A 19145-nucleotide genomic window follows, 5' to 3' on the forward strand; every position below is an offset into this window, starting at 1 on the left:
GGCTTTAGAAGAGGGGAAACTTTAATTTATGGCTATTGCTTATGCTAAGTTCGCAATCGTTTCAGTCTAAGTTCAAAGCAGCACTACAGAACATCCTAACGCTGACATTGCTGCTGATTGCTCTACCAATTAACCTCACGATCGTTCTATGCGCCTGGATCGTTGGTAAGTTTCAGCAGTCGTCTACTCCGCAATCTGATTCACCAAAACGCATCTTGATTACAGGCGGCAAAATGACCAAAGCCTTGCAGCTTGCGCGATCGTTTCATGCGGCAGGTCATTGGGTTGTTTTAATTGAAACTCAGAAATACTGGCTCACCGGACATCAGTTTTCTAATTCGGTCGATCGCTTCTACACTGTTCCTGCACCGAAGCAAGACCCAGAAGCCTTTGTTCAAGCGTTGCTAAACATTGTACAGCGAGAAAACATTGATGTTGTTGTTCCAGTGACTAGCCCTGTTGAAAGCTATTACTGTTCACTTGCAAAACCTGCATTATCAAAACATTGTGAAGTATTGCACTTTGATGTAGGAATCACTCAGCTATTGGATGACAAGTTTGAACTGAGTCAGAAGGCTCGATCGCTCGGTCTCACGGCTCCGAAAACATACCGCATCACCGATCCGCAGCAAGTTTTAGATTTTGACTTTGACTCCAGCCAGTACATTCTCAAAAGCATTGCTTACGATTCGGTACATCGCTTGGATATGACCAAGTATCCATTGGAATCGAAAGAAGCAATGGCAGCACATCTCGCAACATTGCCCATCAGTGAAGAGAGTCCTTGGATTCTGCAAGAGTTCATCACTGGGCAGGAGTATTGTACGCATAGCACTGTGCGCGATGGTGAAGTGCGCTTACATTGTTGTGCGAAGTCTTCTGCATTTCAGGTGAACTATGAGCAGATTGATCATCCTGCAATTCAGGCTTGGGTGACTACATTTGTAAAAGCGTTGAATCTCACCGGACAAATTTCGTTTGATTTCATTGAACGATCGACCGGAGAAGTGTATGCGATCGAATGTAATCCTAGAACACATTCTGCAATTACAATGTTCTACAATCATCCCGATGTAGCAAAAGCCTATTTGGGAGAATCGATCGCCGTAGAACCGATTCAGCCGCTTCCGAGCAGTAAACCCACCTACTGGACATATCACGAGGTCTGGAGACTGATCACCGCCGGATCTTGGAGGCGCTTCCAGGAGCGCCTCAGTGTGATTTTGAGTGGAAAAGATGCCATGCTTCAAGCCTCTGATCCAATTCCCTTTTTGATGGTGCATCACTGGCAGATTCCATTATTGCTATTGAATAACTTACGTAAGCTCAAAGGCTGGATACGAATTGACTTCAACATTGGTAAATTAGTTGAACCTGGTGGAGATTAATGAACTTAAATCGGATTCATCACGGGATTGTCAGTCTGATTGAACCGATTCCAACGGGAGCATCTGAGCTACAAACGATTAGCATTCTTGAGCGCGGCGCAATCCGGATTGGCAATGCGATCGCTGGAATGCTGCGATCGTCGCTCCGAGGCGCACCGATGAACTGGGACCCCTGGATTCTCAAGGACGGCGATCGCTATCTCATGTTCTATCTACAAGGAGTCGAAGGTCAAACGCCTTGGTGGTCAGTGAGCAACCTTTGTGGTGCAATTTCCAAAGACTTGTATGAGTGGGACGATTTAGGCATTCTACTTGCACCTGATCCAAATCATGCTTGGGAGTCGGGCAGAATCTCCGCGGGTCATACCCTAAAAGAAAATGGAACTTACTATCTGTTCTATTCAGCAGGCGGCAAAGAAGGGCGAGAACTCAAAAGTGAAGGCATTGGACTTGCAACTTCAACTGATGGCATTCACTGGGAACGCCAGTACAAGCATTTTCCCTTAATTCCCAGCGAGGATGATCCTGATTATGGTCGCTGCAATTGGTCAAACCATTTTCACTGGCGTGATCCTTACATCTTCAAAGATCCTGACTCTGGTAAATATTTTATGTTTACCTGTGCAAGCTCCAAAACGCCCGGAAACTTTCAAGGCTGTGTGGGCGTAGCCGTTTCCGATACTATTGACGGCAAATATCAACTGCTTCCTCCCGTACTTGTTGCACCTCCCAATGCAAAAAATTGGGGCTTCTATCACCTTGAACGTCCCCAAGTGATTTACCGAAATAATCAATATCACTTATTTTTCTCTTGTTTTCGGATGTTTCAAAATCAGAAATGGCTGCACAAGCATCCACGCGGGCGCATTACGAATTCTTCGTTGCATTGGTATGTGAGCGATCGCATCACAGGTCAATTTCTTCCAGTTGCGCAAAATCAGTCGATCGTTCCCGGCAGCGAAACCAGCGGACTCTACGGAACTAACCTGCTCGAAACCGAGACCCCTGATGAATATATCGGCTACGGCTGGTATCACCGTCTTCATGTCCTCGAAGTTTCGCCCCGCTATCGAATTTGCTGGACGGGAAACGGCTACGAAATGCGACGCGCTAATCCCTCCGGTCTTCAGTTCCCGCGCTCGATCTCGTCCGGAACACTCACCGCAGCCAGTGAATCATAAAGTAAGAGGACATTGCCTAAATCGTTTCAGTCCAGGCAATGACGCGCTATGAGAACCAATGCTTTGATTGTGTCTGGAGTCGTGGTTTTGACTGCTGCTGTGAGTTCGGCGATCGCGGCTGTCACTTATCTGCGCCCCCAACCCCAACCGACCCCCCTCCAAATCGAACAGCCCGCCCCTTCGACTCCACCTGCAACCAGCGAGAAACTCAATCCTCCGGTTGCGGCTTCTCCTTCTCCTGTGGCGAGTCCTGATCCGGATCTCCTGTCGATCACGCTCGTAGACGAATCCACGCGATCCCAAGACTTTGCGAAGTTTCTCGATCGCACCCGTCAAGCGGTGCGAGATCGCGATGCCAAGTACATTCGCAGTATTGTCACACCAGAAACCAAATTCAGCTTTGGAGAACATCGATCGATTGATTATCTCAATCCAGAAAACCCCAATTCATCATTCTGGACATCGCTCGAAAAAGCTCTCTCGCTGGGTTGCTCTGAAGCAAGTTACGGCTACTCTTGCCCGACCGTGTTTCAGCAATTTGACAACGCAATTAAAAAGAATCCCTCAGCAAACCTCGATGCGTTTTCTGCGATCGTCGTTGTGGGTAAAAACGTGAATGTTCGATCGCAGCCCAATACAAATTCATCTGCGATCGCAACGCTAACAAACGAGATTGTGAAATACGACACAACCGCTTTTCAAAACGCCTCTGACACGGAGAAATCAACAACTTTAAGACTCGATAATCCCAACGGCTGGACACCGATCGTTTTATCTAATAATCGACGTGGATTTGTTTCGAGCCGATATGCTTACAGCCCGATTGGATATCGAGTTTTGTTTAACAAAGACAGTGGTGAATGGAAGATGCAAGCTTTTGTCACCGGAGATTAGTTGCCTTGGCGATGTCCGTCAGGATAAATCGTAAACGCATCGACGATCGCGCCTGTGAGGTCGAGATCCGTCGATCGCGATAAGTTCGCCCCGCTCAAATTTGCACCATTCAGATTCGCTTGCTTCAGGTTTGCTCGACTTAGATCTGCTTGTCTCAAATTGGCGTTGCTGAGGTCAGCGTTTACCAAATTTGCCCCACTTAAGTTTGCTCTGCTCAAATTTGCGTCATTCAAACTCGCCAAACTCAAATCCGCTCTCAGAAGTGCCGCATCCTCCAAATCTGCATCATCCAAATTCACTTGGTGTAATTGAGCATCACTAAGTTCGGCGCTTTTAAGCTGCGTTGCACTCAAGTTTGCCTGATGTAAATTGGCATAAGGTAAGTACGCACGATTTAAGCGACTGCCAGCTAGATTAATTCTGACTAACCTTGCTTCAAAAAAGTTAGCTTGCTCTAAGTTACAGTTCTCAAATTCTCGTTCTCCCTGGTTGTATCTTGCAATCAATACCTCAGCCGCGATCGTCTCCATTGTTGTTCTAGACTCTGCTTGTCGCATACGCCTCCTATAGAAACGTAAAGAGTATTTCTGACAAGTTAAGAATATTTAACATTTTCTTTAGAGATCACTCAGTGATTTTAGGGGGGAATGGAGTGTCTCGTTTCCTTTTCAGCCCTCTCCTTCCTACCCACTCTCTACTCCTTTCAGCGTTCACCAATCAAACAAGATCGCTACATACGAATTTGTTTTCCGGATATCTAGCTCCCCACCCTGATCTCATGTCAATATCAGAAACAGTACGCAGTCTAAAAATTAGCTATGCCGGACTTGCAAGTGTCGATCGCTGAACACTATCACGAACGCACCAAATACGACCCGCAAACGATTCACACCAAAAGTCAAGCGCTGAACTGGGAAGAGCAGCCAATCCCGTTCAAGTCCTACAAGTTTGGAGCCTCGATCGACCTGAAGCCTTATCTCAGTGAAGAATCGAAAGACGATTGGTGGCAGCGACTTTCTAAACTGCTTGTCTGTAGCTACGGTTTGACGGGCGCGATTCCCACCAATGGAGAGCCGCATTATCTGCGATCGTCTCCTTCTGCGGGGGGACTGTATCCGGCTGAAGTCTACCTAATTTCTCGCGGAACTCCGGACTTGCCTGCTGGGCTTTACAACTATCAAGCAAAAACCCATACCTTACTGCATTTTTGGGAGGCGGAGGTCTGGAACTCGCTTCAGTCGGCGTGTTTTTGGAATCCAGCTTTAGAGCAGACCCAATTTGCGATCGTGTTGTCTGCGGTGTTTTTTCGCTCAGCTTGGCGCTATCAAGATCGGGCGTATCGGCGAATTTTTCTCGACACTGGACACTTAATTGGGAACATTGAGCTTGCTTGCGCCATGACGGATTTTCGTCCGCATTTGATTGGCGGATTTGCGGATGAAGCGATCAATCAATTGTTATACTTCGATGCAGAACAAGAAGGTGCGATCGCAGTGTTACCGATCGCTGACTTATCCAAAGTTCGAGAACACTTGCCGCTGGCTCGAACCGCACTTCCGACTGCACCGCAGCTAGACTATCCCAAGATTCCCGATGGTGGATTGCTGAGTTATTTTCACCAGGCGACTCAAATTCCCTACCATGCCAATGCAAAAGTAAACTGGACTGTTCCCGAATCTGAGGAACATTCGGATAAATACAATTTTCCGTTTTGTTTGAAAGTTTCGACCGTTTGCAATCCGATTCGCTGGGATACAAACTTACGCGGACTTGAGCAAACCATGATTCACCGTCGATCGACCCGTGCGTTTAGCGGTGAACCTCTGCTGCTTGAAGAACTCAACGCGATTCTAGATTTTGCTTATCAACCCCAGCATTACATTGATCAACATCTCGATCGTTCTCCCGATTATTTCGATTTGAACTTAGTTGAAACCTTTGTTGCCGTTTCGGGTGTCACTAACCTCGAAGATGGTTGTTATTACTATGCTCCTAGAGCGCAAGAGCTTCGTCAGATTCGATTTAAGAACTTCCGACGTGAACTGCATTTTCTGTGTTTAGGTCAAGATTTGGGGCGGGATGCAAGCGCGATCGTGTTTCACACCGCAGATTTAAAGAAAGCGATCGAGCAGTATGGCGATCGGGTTTACCGTTATTTGCACATGGATGCGGGACATTTGGGACAGCGCATGAACTTAGCTGCGATTCATTTAGGACTCGGTGCAAGTGGCATTGGTGGATTCTTTGATGATCAAGTGAATGAAGTCTTGGGAATTCCGCCAGATGAAGCAGTTTTGTACATTACGGCGTTGGGTCGTTGCTTGCAGCGCGCTTCGCTTTCGGGACAGCGATAGACATACCAAACAAAAATTTGGTTCTTTATTGGAGAATAATGCTAGATTTAGCAATCTAAGCAATTGCTTTGTGCATTACTGCTCAGACTGCATAATAAATTTTTGCCGCACCGCATCCTGAATCAAATTTTCCACAAACTCACCCAACACCGGAGAACCGATCGCAACTGGAGCCATGCGCTTCCTGACCTTCTCCACCGTTACGCCTGCCTTTCTCCAAGTGCCGCCCTCAGTGTAGTAATTGTGCAATAGCGGCTGAAGTCGATCGAGCGCCGCCGCAAACTGAGCATCTAGAGTTTCTTTCGCCTCAAACTCTTCCCAGAGCGATCTCAGTTCCTCACCTAAATTCTCCGGCAACATTCCAAACAAGCGATCGGCGGCTTTCTCTTCACGTTCGGCTTGGTCTTGCAGCGCGATCGTGTCATAGCAAAACGTATCTCCGGCATCGATTTCAACTAAATCGTGAATCAGCACCATTTTGAGAACGCGCAGTAAATCGACTTGCGGATCAGCATATTCGGCAAGCACGATCGCCATCATCGCCAGGTGCCAGGAATGCTCTGCATCATTCTCGCGCCTCGATTTGTCCATTAAGAGCGTCTGCCGTAAAACATGCTTGAGCTTGTCAATTTCAACGATGAATTGGATTTGCGCTTGCAGTCTTGTAGTAGTCAGTTGCATGAAAAATTTCTCAGTGCTAAACTTGCGGTCAAACGCTACAGGTAGCGTAGAATAAACAAATCAAATCCTACTCACGGCGTATCTAGAAATTCATTCTGTCGCTAGAATAGGTGTATCAGTAGAGAGTGATCATGAACGTTCCTCGCCTGCATCCAGACACGATCGAACAAGTCAAACAACGCGCTGATATTGTTGATGTCGTTTCGGAACACGTTGTCCTGAAGAAGCAGGGCAAGGATTTTGTCGGCTTGTGTCCGTTTCATGATGACAAATCTCCGAGCTTTACAGTAAGTCCGAGCAAACAGTTTTATTACTGCTTTAGCTGTGGAGCGGGGGGCAATACGATCAAGTTTCTCATGGAGTTGGGCAAACGCAATTTTAGCGAAGTTGTCTTAGAACTGGCGAATAAGTACCAAGTTCCAGTACAAACGCTGCAAGCTGAGGATCGTCAGGAATTCCAGCGTCAACAGTCGGTGAGAGAACAGCTATACGAGATTTTGGCGATCGCAGCTAAATTCTACGAACACGCCTTACAACAGTCCCACGGCGCAGAAGCGCTCTCCTATCTGAAGCGCGATCGCAAACTTTCCCCGGAAACAATCCAGCAATTCCAACTCGGTTTTGCTCCTGCTGGATGGGAAACGTTGTCTAAGTATTTAGTCGAGCAAAAGCGCTATCCGGTTGTGATGGTGGAAAAAGCCGGATTGTTGATTCCGCGCAAAAATGGTGAGGGATATTACGATCGCTTCCGTAACCGTTTAATGGTTCCAATTCATGATTCTCAAGGTCGCGTGATTGGATTCGGTGGACGAACTTTAAGCGACGAACAGCCGAAGTATCTGAACTCTCCTGAAACGGATCTATTTGATAAAGGGAAGACGCTTTTTGGATTGGATAAAGCGAAGAGCGCGATCGCGAAACAAGACCAAGCCGTTGTGGTTGAAGGCTATTTCGATGTGATTGCGCTTCATACGGCTGGAATTACGAATGCAGTGGCTTCACTTGGAACAGCCTTAAGTGTGGCTCAAGTGAAACAACTTTTGCGCTTTACTGAATCCAAGCGAATTGTGTTTAACTTTGATGCCGATCGTGCAGGAGTCCAAGCAGCAGAACGAGCGATCGGAGAAATTGCAAATCTCGCCTATCAAGGAGAAGTTCAGCTTCGGATCTTGAACACTCCCGATGGTAAAGATCCGGATGACTATCTCAAGCATCATTCAGCACAAGACTATCAAGCCTTGCTCGATCGCGCCCCACTTTGGCTAGATTGGCAGATTGAACAAGAAATACTGCATCAAGACCTGAAACAATCCGATCAGTTCCAGAAGGCAGTGATGGCGATCGTGTCTCTGCTTGGAAATCTTCCCAATCCCTCGCTGCGAACACACTACATTCATTACTGTGCAGAACTCTTGAGTCAGGGCAACAGTCGGTTAGCTCGGCAAATTGAAGAAAACTTACGGCTGCAAGTGCGGGGGCAACGGTGGCATGGTCGATCTCAAAAATGGCAAACTCCGGGCGATCGCAACCTACTCGAAGAATGTGAATCTCAGCTATTGCGCCTCTACCTTCATGCACCGGAATGTCGCGTTCAAATTAGAGCCGCGATCGATGCCCAAGATCTCGAATTTAGCCTGTCACACCATCGCTTTCTCTGGCGGCAAATTTGCGAGATCGAGCAAGACAATCTCGATTGTGATTTGTTTGAGCAACTGCGCGATCGCACTCACGACTTCCCGCGCGAAATGTCTCAGGTCTATTCGCTGTTTGAACTCGACGAGAAGACCAAGCGCGACATTCTCAGAGCGCCACTTGTGATTCGTTCTGCTACGGCTGGAATTGAGCGCGTCATGTGCGAAAAACGCTATCGGCACTTCCTTGATCTTTGGGAAAAAACAGATCTCAGCACCACACCCGATCTGGGACAGTTCTATCAGCAAAAAGCCTATGTTGAGAAACAGCGAATTACAGAACTCGATCGTCTGCGTCAAGTCAGTTTTGTTGACCTAGTACAAGCACCGATCGCGGTCGATTAAGCTTGATCGAGTCGAATTGCTTGTTCTAACGCAGCCTTCTCTCTGGCTCGATCGACAAACGGCTGTAACTCGGATAGCTCTCGTCGCGTCAGGACTTGTAAGTTTGCGATCGACATTCCTCGCATGAGTAGCTCAACACACCAAGTTTGAAACGCTTGCTCGATCGTGGGTGGTTTCAAAATGCCCTCTGTGAGACTACTCCAGCGCTGCAACAAATCTGCTTCGGTGATCGGCTGACCGCTTGAATTGAGAAACATCGCTGGCGAAACATCTTTGCGGCTTTTAAGCCATTGAGTCAGCGGATTTTTTGTATATGAACCGTAACGCTTTCCTAAAATCCACTGATTGAGCGGACGAACAAACTCTTGAGCAAGCTGTAACTGTTGTTGGTGTCGAGTCGAGGAATAGTCCGATCGTCTGAGTTGCACCAATTCACCCGCACTCAGTCCCGCCCCAAATAAAACATACGCGATCGCATAGTCTTGCAATCCTCGCTTTTTAGCACGTTGAAAAATCGAATGCACCATATCAGCGCTCAAATCCCGAACTCCTGAAGGAACCGACTGGGAAGGCTGGAGCGCCCCTTGTAAAAACAACGTGACAAGGTTCGACACGAATTCTTCTCGGCTCTGCCAAAGTTCGTGAAATTCGCTAGTGAACTCAATCACGGCATACCCTAGCAGCATTCCATTCAGCAAGCTTGCAAGCGTCTCCGCAGGCAGATTTGGCTGCATTTGACGACGCTGAATCATCTGATCAAAATACTCCGCCACATAGCGATTCGCCTGAGTCAGACCCCGCCCCAACGCTTTGCGATTCTCAGCCGGATATTGCCCTGCTTCTCCGACCACCGATCGCACCATTTCGGGAACTCGCTCCAAGGCTTCTAGACAAGTTGTGGCATATTCTTTCAGCGCTTGATCAATGTAATCCGCTTGATCCGCTTGTTGTACCAGCGTTTGACCCAGTTCTGTAAACACCGCCGCTTCCTCGATTGCGGCTAACAGCAATCCATGTTTATTACCAAAATGCCGAAACAGCGTGACTTCGTTGACCTCTGCTAATTCAGCGATCTGTTTGGTCGTCGTCTCGGTGACACCGTGAGCCGTAAATAGCTCCAGTGCCGCTTGAATCAGCCTTTGGCGAGTGGTCGTTCTAGGAGTAGGCATAAATAATGCAAGTGCTACTTGCAGAAAAGCTCATCCGTTGTTAGGCTACAGATGCAAGCGGCACTTGCAAATGCGTTTCTCAACTGTAACGGATTTCGTCAAAAGTTGAAAATGCAACTTGAGATCGGACTGAATCAAGACCGATCGTTGTCAACTTAGTAAAGGATTTTCATGACTTCTAATTCTATTCAAGCCGACTCCGAACAAGCTCTGAAACTGGAGTGGACGAACGTTGCGTTTTTCGGAGCCTTTCACGCTCTGGCACTCACTGCCCCTTGGTTTTTCTCCTGGAAGGCCCTCGGCGTGATGATTTTTTTACATTGGCTATTTGGTAGTATTGGCATCTGTTTAGGTTTTCACCGCCTGCTGACACATCGAAGCTTACAGGTTCCCAAACCTTTGGAATATGCGTTGGCGGTGATTGGAACACTGGCACTACAGGGTGGTGTAATTTTCTGGGTGGCGGGTCATCGGATGCACCACTTGCATACAGAAGATGTAGACAATGATCCCTATTCAGCCAGTCGTGGCTTCTGGTGGAGCCATATGGGATGGGTGCTGTATCCCCGCGATAAGTTTTTTAACTATGAGTCTTATCGACAATTTGCGCCGGATCTGGCTCGTGATCCGTTCTATCGTTGGCTCGATCGCACTGAAGTTTATCTTGCGCTGCAAATTCCGATGGCGATCGTGCTTTATCTATTAGGCGGTTGGTCATTTATTATTTATGGCTTAGTGTTGCGGGCGGTGTTGTTGTGGCATAGCACCTGGTTTATTAACTCGGTCACGCATCTGTTTGGCTATACAAACTATGAAGCAGAGGATAATTCACGCAATCTTTGGTGGGCAGCGTTGATTACCTACGGTGAAGGTTGGCACAACAATCACCATGCTCAGCCGAATGTGGCAAAAGCGGGTCGGAAATGGTGGGAAATTGATGTGACGTGGTGGGCAATTCAGGTGTTGCGATCGCTTGGTTTAGCTCGTCGTGTGGTGATGCCGCCGAATTGAGTTAATTTAATCAGCAGAAGGCCAAAACGCGATCGAGTGCGATCGCGTTTTGATGTTTTTATAGCGGTCGCCAATAGTGTTGCGGTATCGAACGAGACTTAGTGGGCACTCTAACCTTGTTGAGTCGTTGGGTCGAGATCGGGCCAAAAGCATACAGTCAGGATTGACGAGAAAAAGCCATTGCAGCCCTAGACCGAGGTGTGCCAAAGAGCGAAGTGATTCAGATGTTCAACATCAGTCGGGATAGTCTTGAGCGTTGGTTGAAACGGCGCTCAGAGACAGGAAGCTTCCAGGCGACTCAAGGCTATCCGCAGGGCTCCAGCCATCGAATTGTCGATCGGGAAGCATTTCGCGCTTTTGTGAAACGGCAGGGTGACAAGACTCAGGTAGAACTCGCCGAACTGTGGCACGACCGCGTGAGTTCGCGCACCATCTCACGGGCTTTAGCGAAGATTAGATTCACTCGTAAAAAAGACCTGCGGCTATCGCGAACGGGATGAAGTGAAACGAGCGAAATTTCTGCAACAGCTTGCTTTGATTGAACCGTCCCGTCAAGTTTACGTCGGTGAAGCAGGTCAAGTCACAAAGCCGTCTATATCAGCGTTTTCAGAGTATGGAGCTAAGGGGAGTCGAACCCCTGACCTTCTCAATGCCATTGAGACGCGCTACCAACTGCGCTATAGCCCCGGTCTTTAACTTATTCTACCTTAGTCTAGACAAACAGCAACAATGCGGTTTTTTCGACTTTGTTAGAAGGCGCAAGGGTATGCATTAGAGACTGTTTTAATAGCGATCTCCAACTGCAAGACCCAAAGCCAAAAGATACGATCGTACCTAAGCAACTCGCAACTTCGCCTGAAGTTGATCCGGTGCAAATGCGCCGAATTCCGTAACGATAGCAGTAATGAACTCAGCCGGAGTCACATCAAACGCAGGATTGTAAAACTCAATGCCAGGCGGACAGATAACCGTTTCACCGATTTGGTAAATCTCAGACGAATCGCGCTCTTCAATGGGAATTTGAGTACCATCCGCAATGCTGAAATCGATCGTTGAAACCGGAGCCGCAACGAAGAACGGAATGTTGTGTGCTTTTGCAATCAGCGCCACGCTGTAAGTCCCAATCTTATTGGCTGCATCTCCATTTGCCGCAATGCGATCGGCTCCCACAACAACCGCATCAATCATGCCGCGCTGCATACAGTGAGCCGCCATATTATCGGTAATTAGCGTCACCGGAATTCCTTCGTGAGCGCATTCCCAAGCTGTAAGTTTGGCTCCTTGCAAGCGAGGGCGCGTCTCATCGGCATACACTCGCGCTAAACGGTTCGCTGTCCATGCCGATCGCACCACACCTAAAGCCGTTCCATACCCTGCGGTTGCCAATGCGCCTGCATTGCAGTGTGTGAGAAGCCGCAGTCTTTCAGGGGTTGCGGGCAAAGCCGCTAGACCGTGATCGCCAATCGATCGACAAGTGGCTAAATCGTCTTCCTGAATCTGCTTGGCTGCGTACAATAGCGCCTCTTTCAAAGACTCAATCGATCCGAGTGTTTGCCGCGCCGTTTTCAGCATCTGATCGATCGCCCAGAATAAATTCACCGCCGTTGGACGAGTCGCACGGAGTTGGGCAGCGATAGTTTCGAGTTGGGCTAAAAATTGTTCTCGATTCGGGGTTTCGATGTCTCGCGCACCCAGATACATTCCATAAGCGGCAGCAACCCCAATCGCAGGCGCACCCCGCACAATCATCGTTTTGATCGCTTGAGCCATTTCGTCACAGCGACAAATTTCTACTGTGGTGTATTCACTGGGCAAACGAGTTTGATCGATCAGCAAGACGCGATCGTGGTTCCAAACTACGGGATAAACCTGGGGATAAACCTGACTCGGAGACATATTTAGCTTTACGGTTGAGTATTGTTGATCTTAGCGGAAACGGGATTTGGAATTGAATTTATGCTGTCAGTTGTAGAAGCAGAAACGCTGATTTTAGAGTCAGTTCAGGCGATCGGAGAAATCGAAAGGGTTGGGTTAGCAGCGTGTCGTAATCGCATTCTCGCGGCTCCGATCGCGAGTAACCTCGACTTTCCCCACTGGGATAATTCTGCGATGGATGGCTATGCAGTGCGATTTGAGGATGTGAAACAGCCCGCTATTCTAGAGATCGTTGAAGAGATCCCGGCAGGCTATCTACCTCAGAAATCGATACAGCCTGGACAAGCGGCAAGAATTCTCACGGGATCGATGATGCCTGCGGGCGCAGATACCGTTGTGATGCAGGAGAACACTCAGCGGCAGGGCGATCGCGTTTCGATTCTCACGCCTCCTCCCACTCAGGGATCGTTCGTCCGATATCGCGGTTCATATTATCAGGCTGGAAATCCTCTACTCTCTCCGGGTGCTGTTCTGAAAGCGCCTGAAATCGCGATTTTGGCAGCAGCGCAATGTGTAGAAGTTCCAGTTTTTCGCCGTTTGCGGGTGGCGATTCTTTCAACGGGGAGCGAATTAGTTACTCCCGATCGACCACTCCAACCCGGACAAATTGTCGATTCTAATCAATATGCGCTCGAAGCTCTCGTTGCAGAAATGGGAGCAGAGGTGATTTCGCTGGGAATTATTTGTGATGAGCCAGCGGAATTGAAGAACGCGATCGCTACGGCGGTTGAGTCTGCGGATGTCGTCATTTCTTCGGGTGGGGTTTCTGTGGGCGATTACGATTACGTCGATCGCATTTTAGAAGAATTAGGTGCAGCGATTCAGATTCGCTCCGTCGCTGTTAAGCCCGGTAAACCTCTGACCTTTGCAACATTTCCGAATTCGACGCTGTATTTTGGACTCCCCGGAAATCCGGCTTCAGTGTTAGTGACGTTTTGGCGGTTTGCTCAGCCTGCAATTCGGAAATTATCAGGACTGGGGCAGGGCTGGAAGCCCGAATTCTTGAGCGCGATCGCCACTCAAGAACTCAAATCCGACGGCAAACGGGAGTTTTACCTATGGGGATCGGTGTCGATCTCAGACGGTGTATTGCATTTCACTCCTGCGGGTGGCAGTCGCTTATCGGGAAACTTGATCAATCTTGCAGGAACGAATGCACTGGGGAAAATGTCGATCGGACAAACTCACATTTCCCCAGGCGAAACTATCCAAATTCTCAAAGTGAGCTAAAAACTACTGTGAATTCGATGGACTCCTTCGCTCCGGTTCGACCGCGCCCGGAATAGAATTTGGGGCGGGTAAAAAACAGAGCGAAGAAGTTCATCGAACTTACTTGAACAACTAGAAGTCTCCCACTGTGCCAAGGCTGAGAGTGCGATCGCTATTCCAGTGATCCGGAGGGCTGTTTTAGTCCTCGCGATCGCTATTTCAGTGATCCGGAGAGCTATTTCAGTGGTCGCGATCGTTGATCCTGATAAAAGCTCCTTGCCACTCGCGGGGGATTTAGCCACTCCGAACGCAGCCAACTTCCACCTACTTCTGCGGTTTGCGTCTCGTCCGCAGAAACTCAGGAATATCCAGACCTCCTGGTTTTTGCTGTGTCGGCTCCGGTGCAGGCGGTTGACCCATCGGTGGAGGCGTAATTGGTCGAGGTTTTGGTTGCGGCACAGAAACGCTCTTCGTCGTCGTCGCTTGCGGCTGCACGTCTTGCGTAAACCCAGTCGCAATCACTGTAATCCGAATTTCACCCTGCAAGGCTTCATCAATCACTGCACCAAAAATAATGTTGGCATTCGGATCAACCGCTTCGTAGATCGTATCGGCAGCTTGGCTCACTTCATGCAGCGTGAGATCAGAGCCGCCCGTAATGTTAAACACCACGCCTCGCGCTCCATCGATCGAAGCTTCCAACAACGGCGAAGAAATCGCTGCGACTGCCGCTTCTCGCGCTCTCGACTTACCAGAACCGATGCCGATTCCCATCAGCGCCGATCCCGCGTCTGCCATCACCGCCCGGACATCCGCAAAGTCCACGTTCACTAACCCCGGAATCGTGATGATATCCGAAATGCCTTGCACCCCTTGACGCAAGATATCATCCGCCGTCCGGAACGCTTCCTGCACCGGAGTTTGCTCGGAAATCACCGACAGCAGCTTATCGTTGGGAATAATAATCAGCGTATCCACTCGGCTTTGCAGCGCTGCCACGCCTTCTTCGGCTTGTCCCGTCCGCCGCCGACCCTCAAACGTAAACGGACGCGTCACCACGCCAACCGTCAGCGCCCCTAATTCTTTCGCGACCTCCGCCACGATCGGCGCGGCTCCGGTGCCTGTACCGCCTCCCATGCCTGCGGTAATAAACACCAAATCCGCGCCTTCGAGCGCTGCCGCAATCTCATCTCGCGATTCTTCCGCCGCCTTTTGCCCGATTGCTGGGTTGCCGCCTGCACCCAGTCCGCGCGTTAACTTCTGACCCACCTGCAACCGCTTCGAGCCAGACGATTGAGTCAGCGCCTGAGCATCGGTATTGATCGACCAGAACTCGACTCCCCGAACATCACTGGCGATCATGCGGTTGACTGCATTACTGCCACCGCCACCCACGCCAATTACTTTAATTTTGGCAATGCTCCCAGGCACAATATCACCACTCCTTGCATCAGGGACTGTCTTTAGCCCAGCGTTCTGTCCCATCGTTTGACTATGATACAAACCAGAATTAAATGGATTTGAGTTATCTGAGGTCGAAAAATTATTCATTTGCCCTTCCGCGTTCGAGCTTAGGTAGCCTGATTCTGGCTGATGATTCAGCGTTGTTGGGTTGGCATTCGACTCATTATGATTAAGCGTCATTGGGATTTCAAGCGGTGGAGATGAACAGCAGAGCAGTCGAAAAGGGCGACTGAACTCGATTAGCACATTAGCTTATCAGGACTCGCGACAGTTCGCTGGAGATTTTCTCACAACTTTTATTCTATGGAGTACCTAATTTTACAGGAGTTTGGGGTGCATTCATTTGCAGAACCGGAGAATTCGGATTTCTTAAGTCGATCGACAGAATTTGACCCGCATTCACCCGACTCGGCAACCGGCGCATCTCGTCTAATACTTTGAGCTGCGTCGGAAAATTCGAGCCGTAGCCCCCAAACTGTACCGCACCTAGTTCGGTTTTGAGAATTAAGTTTGTCGGATCTTCCCAATTCGCTTCCAAAACCCGAACGGGACTCTGGCGAATGGTGCGGTAGAACGTTGCCCAGTGAGAACGATATTGCTCCGGGTTGCCGATAATTTTGAGGTCGGGTGGTCTGAAGTTAGGGTTCAATTTCGTGTAGCCTTCTTGCGGCATCCAGGTTCCGGTTTCGTCGAGCAGTCCGGGCGGAGCCGCTTTTGAAGTAGTCTGCGCGATCGGAACGCGCTCTTGAATCCGCACGGTTAAGCCCGGTGGAAACAATTGGCGATCGACGGTTGCGTTGGCGATCGGCGCTTTGGCTATGAGCGCATCGGCAATCCAGTGCGGCTGCACTTTCAGCAGCGACTGGGGATAATCGATCGGCAACAGCGTGCGAATCGTTTGTTCTGAAAGCAAGCGATTGCCTTTGATGGTGATTTGATCGGGCTTGCGAATCACCCAAGCGGGGAGCGTGGCGACCCAGACCGTGCCCACGGCTAAACTTGCGATCGCAGCGCTGCGCCAACTGGTCTGAAACAACCGGGTTCGACGCTGGCGACGGAGTTGTTGGCGGCGCTGGGAGAGTTCGTTGCGGGACACGGGGGCGATGCTTGTCATTAGAAAGGCGCGATTCGGGTCAATAGAGAAGCGATTGAGGTTGAAGCCCTTCTGCCAGGAGGTTTAACTGATCTCAACCGACTGCATGAGTCTTGAAATTAGTTAAACTTCAGTTAGTAGGGTTCAGACGTTAACTCTAATCGATCTGCTTCAGGTTGGAAGCTTTTTTCGGCAATCTTTTTCAGGCTCTATGGCGATCTTAAATCGGGGGGAGTGGGGAGTGGGGCACAACTTAAGCACGATCGCTCTAAGCCCTGTTCAGAGACCATCGAAACCTCCCCTAGCTGGGTGTTTCTTGTAGCAGCGTCGCCACCCGTTCACCAAACTCCGGATCGACATTTGCAAGGCTCAAAAGCTGTAAATATTCTTGGCGCGTTAGCCCATTTCTTTCGATGATCGCGATCGCTTCAGCTTCAATATCTCGCTGAATTCGTGCCGATTCAGACTCTGTTTCTGCGGCTTGTAGTTCCCCTTCTCGCCGCTCAATTAGCGTCACCACTTCTAAGCAGGACTGCACAAATTGATTCAGCTTCTCGGATGGGATCGTGTTGGCATCAATGCTTGAGCTTACGGGGGGCGGAATTGGGCTTTCTGCGATCGCCCAACTTGCGCTAGGGTGAGCTAGAACGCAAATCAACAGAAGTGCGATCATTAAAATAAGCTTAGAAATTCGAGTCATGTCAGATTTAAAAGCAGAACTGAGAGAATCCTTAGACGAAGCAGAGTGGGAATGGTTAATTCCTCACGCCGATCGCGATGCCGTAATTATGGTCGCTGATTCCCTTGATCTTGTAGAGGTTGGATACGCGATCGCCAACGATCAAATTAGTTCAGTGCAGCAGTGGATTCAAGATTGCTTGATCTACAAGCCGTCGATCGAGCAGAAAACCGTTTGGAACGAAGACCAAACCAAGCGCTTTCAGGCGTTGATTCTCCAGCCTTATGTGTTGATTCAAGAATTAGCTGCCGCTTAATTCCCTTTGCTAGCGGGTGCAAGACTCGCGCCCGTCCGTCCCGTTGTCACCCAAAGCAAAGCTCGTCCCCCATCTCGAACTGCCTTAGAGAGCGATTCTTCCGACTGATTCGACGGGATTGCAATCGGTCGAATATTGATCCCACGACTCCCTAAGACGATTTCGCCGATAATCTGAGCGCGGCGCATATGATAGTCCGAGGTAATGAGATAAACGCTGCGAATATTTTGCTGACGCAAGCGATCGGCGATCGAGGTGAAGTTCGTCACCGTATCGACCGCTTCATAATCTAAGTGCAGCCGTTGCAGGCTCACACCTGTTTTAGTAAAGACGCGCTCTGCATACTCACGTGGCGCACCCGATGAAATCCAGACCGGAAGATTCGGATGCTGTTTGGCAAATTTGGCGCTGAAAATCTCGCGCTCTTCTGCTCCACCGAGTACCAAGATGGCATCCGGTTGCTCAAAATATAGCCTTGCCGATCGTACTCCCATCCACAGCACGATCGGCGTGAGTAGAAGCAGCCAGGGAAACGATCGTCTGCGGCTTTTACGGTGATATTGATTTGGCGAAACGGCTCTTAAGCGCACGATGCCACCCCTGCGAAAACAGATAAATTCACGCCCAACTCTTGAGATACTACTGCTTGCGGCGTTCTTGTTCAGATTGCGCCTGAGCAATAACCGCTTGAATCCGCGGTAAGGCAAAAAATCTTTGAGTATCTGCCATGAGTTTATCGCCCCAAAGATTCTCTTTGAGGAATTTCGGCTCGCTATAGCGGACATCTTGCTTCAATGCACTTTCTCCGAGCGTGAGCGCTTCGGTTTGGTTCCCCTTCCGAAAGAGCGCAACCGCGATCGCCAACTGCGGTTCTGCGGTTTGCTTTGGATCGACCGCCACCGATCGCCGCCAGAGCCTGATTGCTTCGTCGATCTTGCCTTCTTCGTAGCGGATTAGTCCGATGTTATTAATGGCAGGCCAAAACTTTTGGTCAAGTGAGGTCGCTTTTTCATAGCTGCCGATCGCGTCTCGATTCTTTTTCAACATTAGATAAGCATTACCCATATCGAAATAAGCCCCCGCGACGTCGGGCTTGATCTTGAGTCCTGCCTGAATTTGTTTGATCGACTCTTCGTACTGTGCCTTCTGGAAGTGTGCGGTTCCCAAGGCAAAGAGGATGGCAGAATTTTTGGGATCAAGTGAATTCGCTTTTCTGAGCGCGGGGATCGCATCGTCAGTTCGATTCGTCTCAAGATACAAGCCGCCTAAAATTGCCCAAGTTTCGGGACGCTTAGGTGCAAGTTGAACTGCTAGTCTCGCTCGCGCTAACGCTAACTGATTCTGGTTGAACTGCGCGAGCTGGGACGCTTCTTGCACTAGCCCCAACCCTTGCTGCTCTAGTTTGTCAAAATCAACTTGGGGTGCGTGGGGGATCAGTGCTTGAGCGGACGCAGGTCGAGTCGTCAGGAGTCCGAGTATCAGGCACATTGAGAAGAGAGAGAGACGTTTGGGCACGACAAAGCCTTTAAAAAACGACGGCAAGATATGCAGTAAGCTTAATCGATCTTGTTAATTTTGGGGATATCGATGGAGAATCGCAAAGCATTCAGGCTGCAGAATTATGATTAGATAGACATTTTGCAAAAGCTAAAGTCAGCCCTATATCTTGAATTTTTCTCAAACTAGCGGTACAGTAAACGCTACCAATAGCGTTTTGCTCAAGTCCACCGTTTGA

At 49.2% G+C, this 19145-nt stretch carries 18 protein-coding genes and 1 tRNA gene; 9 read left to right on the forward strand and 10 right to left on the reverse strand.

Going from position 1 to position 19145, the window contains the following annotated elements; all coding sequences use genetic code 11:
• Window positions 1-41: 41 nt before the first annotated feature.
• Genes NC981_RS01330 through NC981_RS01340 form a run of 3 tightly spaced genes read left to right on the forward strand, consistent with a single transcriptional unit; the run spans window position 42 to window position 3463 of the window.
• Window positions 42-1388 carry an ATP-grasp enzyme gene (locus NC981_RS01330; protein WP_348241223.1) on the forward strand — a complete coding sequence of 449 codons (1347 nt, stop codon included), beginning with the start codon at window positions 42-44 and terminating at the stop codon, window positions 1386-1388.
• On the forward strand, window positions 1388-2569 hold the full coding sequence (locus NC981_RS01335) for a family 43 glycosylhydrolase (RefSeq protein ID WP_348241224.1): 1182 nt from the start codon (window positions 1388-1390) through the stop codon (window positions 2567-2569). Before NC981_RS01330 ends, NC981_RS01335 begins: the two co-directional genes overlap by 1 nt.
• Before the next feature lie 48 nt (window positions 2570-2617).
• Entirely contained in the window at window positions 2618-3463 is an 846-nt protein-coding gene (locus NC981_RS01340; RefSeq protein WP_348241225.1) for a hypothetical protein, read from the forward strand.
• Here the strand turns inward: NC981_RS01340 and NC981_RS01345 are convergent.
• Window positions 3460-4020: a pentapeptide repeat-containing protein gene (locus NC981_RS01345; protein ID WP_348241226.1), complete on the reverse strand. Its 561-nt coding sequence runs from the start codon at window positions 4018-4020 to the stop codon at window positions 3460-3462. The genes NC981_RS01340 and NC981_RS01345 overlap by 4 nt on opposite strands.
• 261 nt (window positions 4021-4281) lie before the next feature.
• Here NC981_RS01345 and NC981_RS01350 point away from each other — a divergent pair, with 261 nt between their 5' ends.
• Window positions 4282-5817 (forward strand): SagB/ThcOx family dehydrogenase, encoded by a 1536-nt coding sequence (locus NC981_RS01350; RefSeq protein ID WP_348241227.1) that lies wholly within the window; start codon window positions 4282-4284, stop codon window positions 5815-5817.
• A gap of 75 nt (window positions 5818-5892) precedes the next feature.
• Here the strand turns inward: NC981_RS01350 and NC981_RS01355 are convergent, their stop codons facing one another.
• Window positions 5893-6498, reverse strand: coding sequence for an HD domain-containing protein (locus NC981_RS01355; protein WP_348241228.1), 606 nt, complete (start codon window positions 6496-6498; stop codon window positions 5893-5895).
• Between the two features lie 131 nt (window positions 6499-6629).
• Here NC981_RS01355 and dnaG point away from each other — a divergent pair, with 131 nt between their 5' ends.
• A complete protein-coding gene (dnaG, locus tag NC981_RS01360; RefSeq protein WP_348241229.1) occupies window positions 6630-8534 on the forward strand; it encodes a DNA primase in 1905 nt (634 codons plus the stop codon).
• Here the strand turns inward: dnaG and NC981_RS01365 are convergent.
• Entirely contained in the window at window positions 8531-9703 is a 1173-nt protein-coding gene (locus NC981_RS01365) for a TetR family transcriptional regulator (protein ID WP_348241230.1), read from the reverse strand. The genes dnaG and NC981_RS01365 overlap by 4 nt on opposite strands.
• 171 nt (window positions 9704-9874) lie before the next feature.
• On the opposite strand from NC981_RS01365, the gene NC981_RS01370 reads away from it, so the two are divergent.
• Window positions 9875-10714 carry a fatty acid desaturase gene (locus tag NC981_RS01370; protein ID WP_190376087.1) on the forward strand — a complete coding sequence of 280 codons (840 nt, stop codon included), beginning with the start codon at window positions 9875-9877 and terminating at the stop codon, window positions 10712-10714.
• 179 nt (window positions 10715-10893) lie between these two features.
• Window positions 10894-11214, forward strand: a complete 321-nt coding sequence (locus NC981_RS01375; RefSeq protein ID WP_348242018.1) for an IS630 transposase-related protein — start codon at window positions 10894-10896, stop codon at window positions 11212-11214.
• Window positions 11215-11328: 114 nt separating this feature from the next.
• Here the strand turns inward: NC981_RS01375 and NC981_RS01380 are convergent.
• A tRNA-Ala gene (locus NC981_RS01380) sits at window positions 11329-11401 on the reverse strand.
• A 147-nt stretch (window positions 11402-11548) separates the two neighbouring features.
• Window positions 11549-12610, reverse strand: coding sequence for an S-methyl-5-thioribose-1-phosphate isomerase (gene mtnA, locus NC981_RS01385; protein WP_348241231.1), 1062 nt, complete (start codon window positions 12608-12610; stop codon window positions 11549-11551).
• A gap of 60 nt (window positions 12611-12670) precedes the next feature.
• Here mtnA and glp point away from each other — a divergent pair, with 60 nt between their 5' ends.
• Window positions 12671-13879 carry a gephyrin-like molybdotransferase Glp gene (glp, locus tag NC981_RS01390; RefSeq protein WP_348241232.1) on the forward strand — a complete coding sequence of 403 codons (1209 nt, stop codon included), beginning with the start codon at window positions 12671-12673 and terminating at the stop codon, window positions 13877-13879.
• A 303-nt stretch (window positions 13880-14182) separates the two neighbouring features.
• On the opposite strand, the gene ftsZ is transcribed toward glp, so the two are convergent.
• The 3 genes from ftsZ to NC981_RS01405 form a co-directional block, all read right to left on the reverse strand.
• A complete protein-coding gene (ftsZ, locus tag NC981_RS01395) occupies window positions 14183-15409 on the reverse strand; it encodes a cell division protein FtsZ (protein WP_348242019.1) in 1227 nt (408 codons plus the stop codon).
• A gap of 214 nt (window positions 15410-15623) precedes the next feature.
• Complete coding sequence (locus tag NC981_RS01400) at window positions 15624-16436, reverse strand: FtsQ-type POTRA domain-containing protein (RefSeq protein WP_348241233.1); 813 nt, start codon at window positions 16434-16436, stop codon at window positions 15624-15626.
• A 280-nt stretch (window positions 16437-16716) separates the two neighbouring features.
• The gene (locus NC981_RS01405) at window positions 16717-17115 is read right to left on the reverse strand and encodes a DUF4168 domain-containing protein (protein WP_190375992.1); all 399 of its coding nucleotides are present in this window, start codon (window positions 17113-17115) and stop codon (window positions 16717-16719) included.
• On the opposite strand from NC981_RS01405, the gene NC981_RS01410 reads away from it, so the two are divergent.
• Window positions 17114-17410: a DUF2288 domain-containing protein gene (locus NC981_RS01410; RefSeq protein WP_348241234.1), complete on the forward strand. Its 297-nt coding sequence runs from the start codon at window positions 17114-17116 to the stop codon at window positions 17408-17410. The two genes, NC981_RS01405 and NC981_RS01410, sit on opposite strands and share 2 nt — an antisense overlap.
• Here the strand turns inward: NC981_RS01410 and NC981_RS01415 are convergent.
• Together NC981_RS01415 and NC981_RS01420 are read right to left on the reverse strand one after the other, a co-directional pair.
• The gene (locus NC981_RS01415) at window positions 17407-18000 is read right to left on the reverse strand and encodes a YdcF family protein (RefSeq protein WP_348241235.1); all 594 of its coding nucleotides are present in this window, start codon (window positions 17998-18000) and stop codon (window positions 17407-17409) included. The genes NC981_RS01410 and NC981_RS01415 overlap by 4 nt on opposite strands.
• A gap of 49 nt (window positions 18001-18049) precedes the next feature.
• Complete coding sequence (locus tag NC981_RS01420) at window positions 18050-18925, reverse strand: tetratricopeptide repeat protein (protein WP_348241236.1); 876 nt, start codon at window positions 18923-18925, stop codon at window positions 18050-18052.
• Between the last annotated feature and the right edge of the window lie 220 nt (window positions 18926-19145).

It is taken from the genome of Leptolyngbya sp. DQ-M1 (assembly GCF_039962505.1).
GTDB lineage: Bacteria > Cyanobacteriota > Cyanobacteriia > Leptolyngbyales > Leptolyngbyaceae > Leptolyngbya.

Coding starts and splice junctions, on each gene's coding strand:
- NC981_RS01365 (WP_348241230.1), bottom strand. CDS start 9,703: ATGCCTACTCCTAGAACGACCACTCGCCAAAGGCTGATTCAAGCGGCA.
- ftsZ (WP_348242019.1), bottom strand. CDS start 15,409: ATGAATAATTTTTCGACCTCAGATAACTCAAATCCATTTAATTCTGGT.
- NC981_RS01350 (WP_348241227.1), top strand. CDS start 4,282: ATGCCGGACTTGCAAGTGTCGATCGCTGAACACTATCACGAACGCACC.
- NC981_RS01330 (WP_348241223.1), top strand. CDS start 42: ATGCTAAGTTCGCAATCGTTTCAGTCTAAGTTCAAAGCAGCACTACAG.
- NC981_RS01340 (WP_348241225.1), top strand. CDS start 2,618: ATGAGAACCAATGCTTTGATTGTGTCTGGAGTCGTGGTTTTGACTGCT.
- NC981_RS01400 (WP_348241233.1), bottom strand. CDS start 16,436: ATGACAAGCATCGCCCCCGTGTCCCGCAACGAACTCTCCCAGCGCCGC.
- NC981_RS01410 (WP_348241234.1), top strand. CDS start 17,114: ATGTCAGATTTAAAAGCAGAACTGAGAGAATCCTTAGACGAAGCAGAG.
- NC981_RS01370 (WP_190376087.1), top strand. CDS start 9,875: ATGACTTCTAATTCTATTCAAGCCGACTCCGAACAAGCTCTGAAACTG.
- NC981_RS01355 (WP_348241228.1), bottom strand. CDS start 6,498: ATGCAACTGACTACTACAAGACTGCAAGCGCAAATCCAATTCATCGTT.
- NC981_RS01345 (WP_348241226.1), bottom strand. CDS start 4,020: ATGCGACAAGCAGAGTCTAGAACAACAATGGAGACGATCGCGGCTGAG.
- glp (WP_348241232.1), top strand. CDS start 12,671: ATGCTGTCAGTTGTAGAAGCAGAAACGCTGATTTTAGAGTCAGTTCAG.
- NC981_RS01335 (WP_348241224.1), top strand. CDS start 1,388: ATGAACTTAAATCGGATTCATCACGGGATTGTCAGTCTGATTGAACCG.
- mtnA (WP_348241231.1), bottom strand. CDS start 12,610: ATGTCTCCGAGTCAGGTTTATCCCCAGGTTTATCCCGTAGTTTGGAAC.
- dnaG (WP_348241229.1), top strand. CDS start 6,630: ATGAACGTTCCTCGCCTGCATCCAGACACGATCGAACAAGTCAAACAA.
- NC981_RS01405 (WP_190375992.1), bottom strand. CDS start 17,115: ATGACTCGAATTTCTAAGCTTATTTTAATGATCGCACTTCTGTTGATT.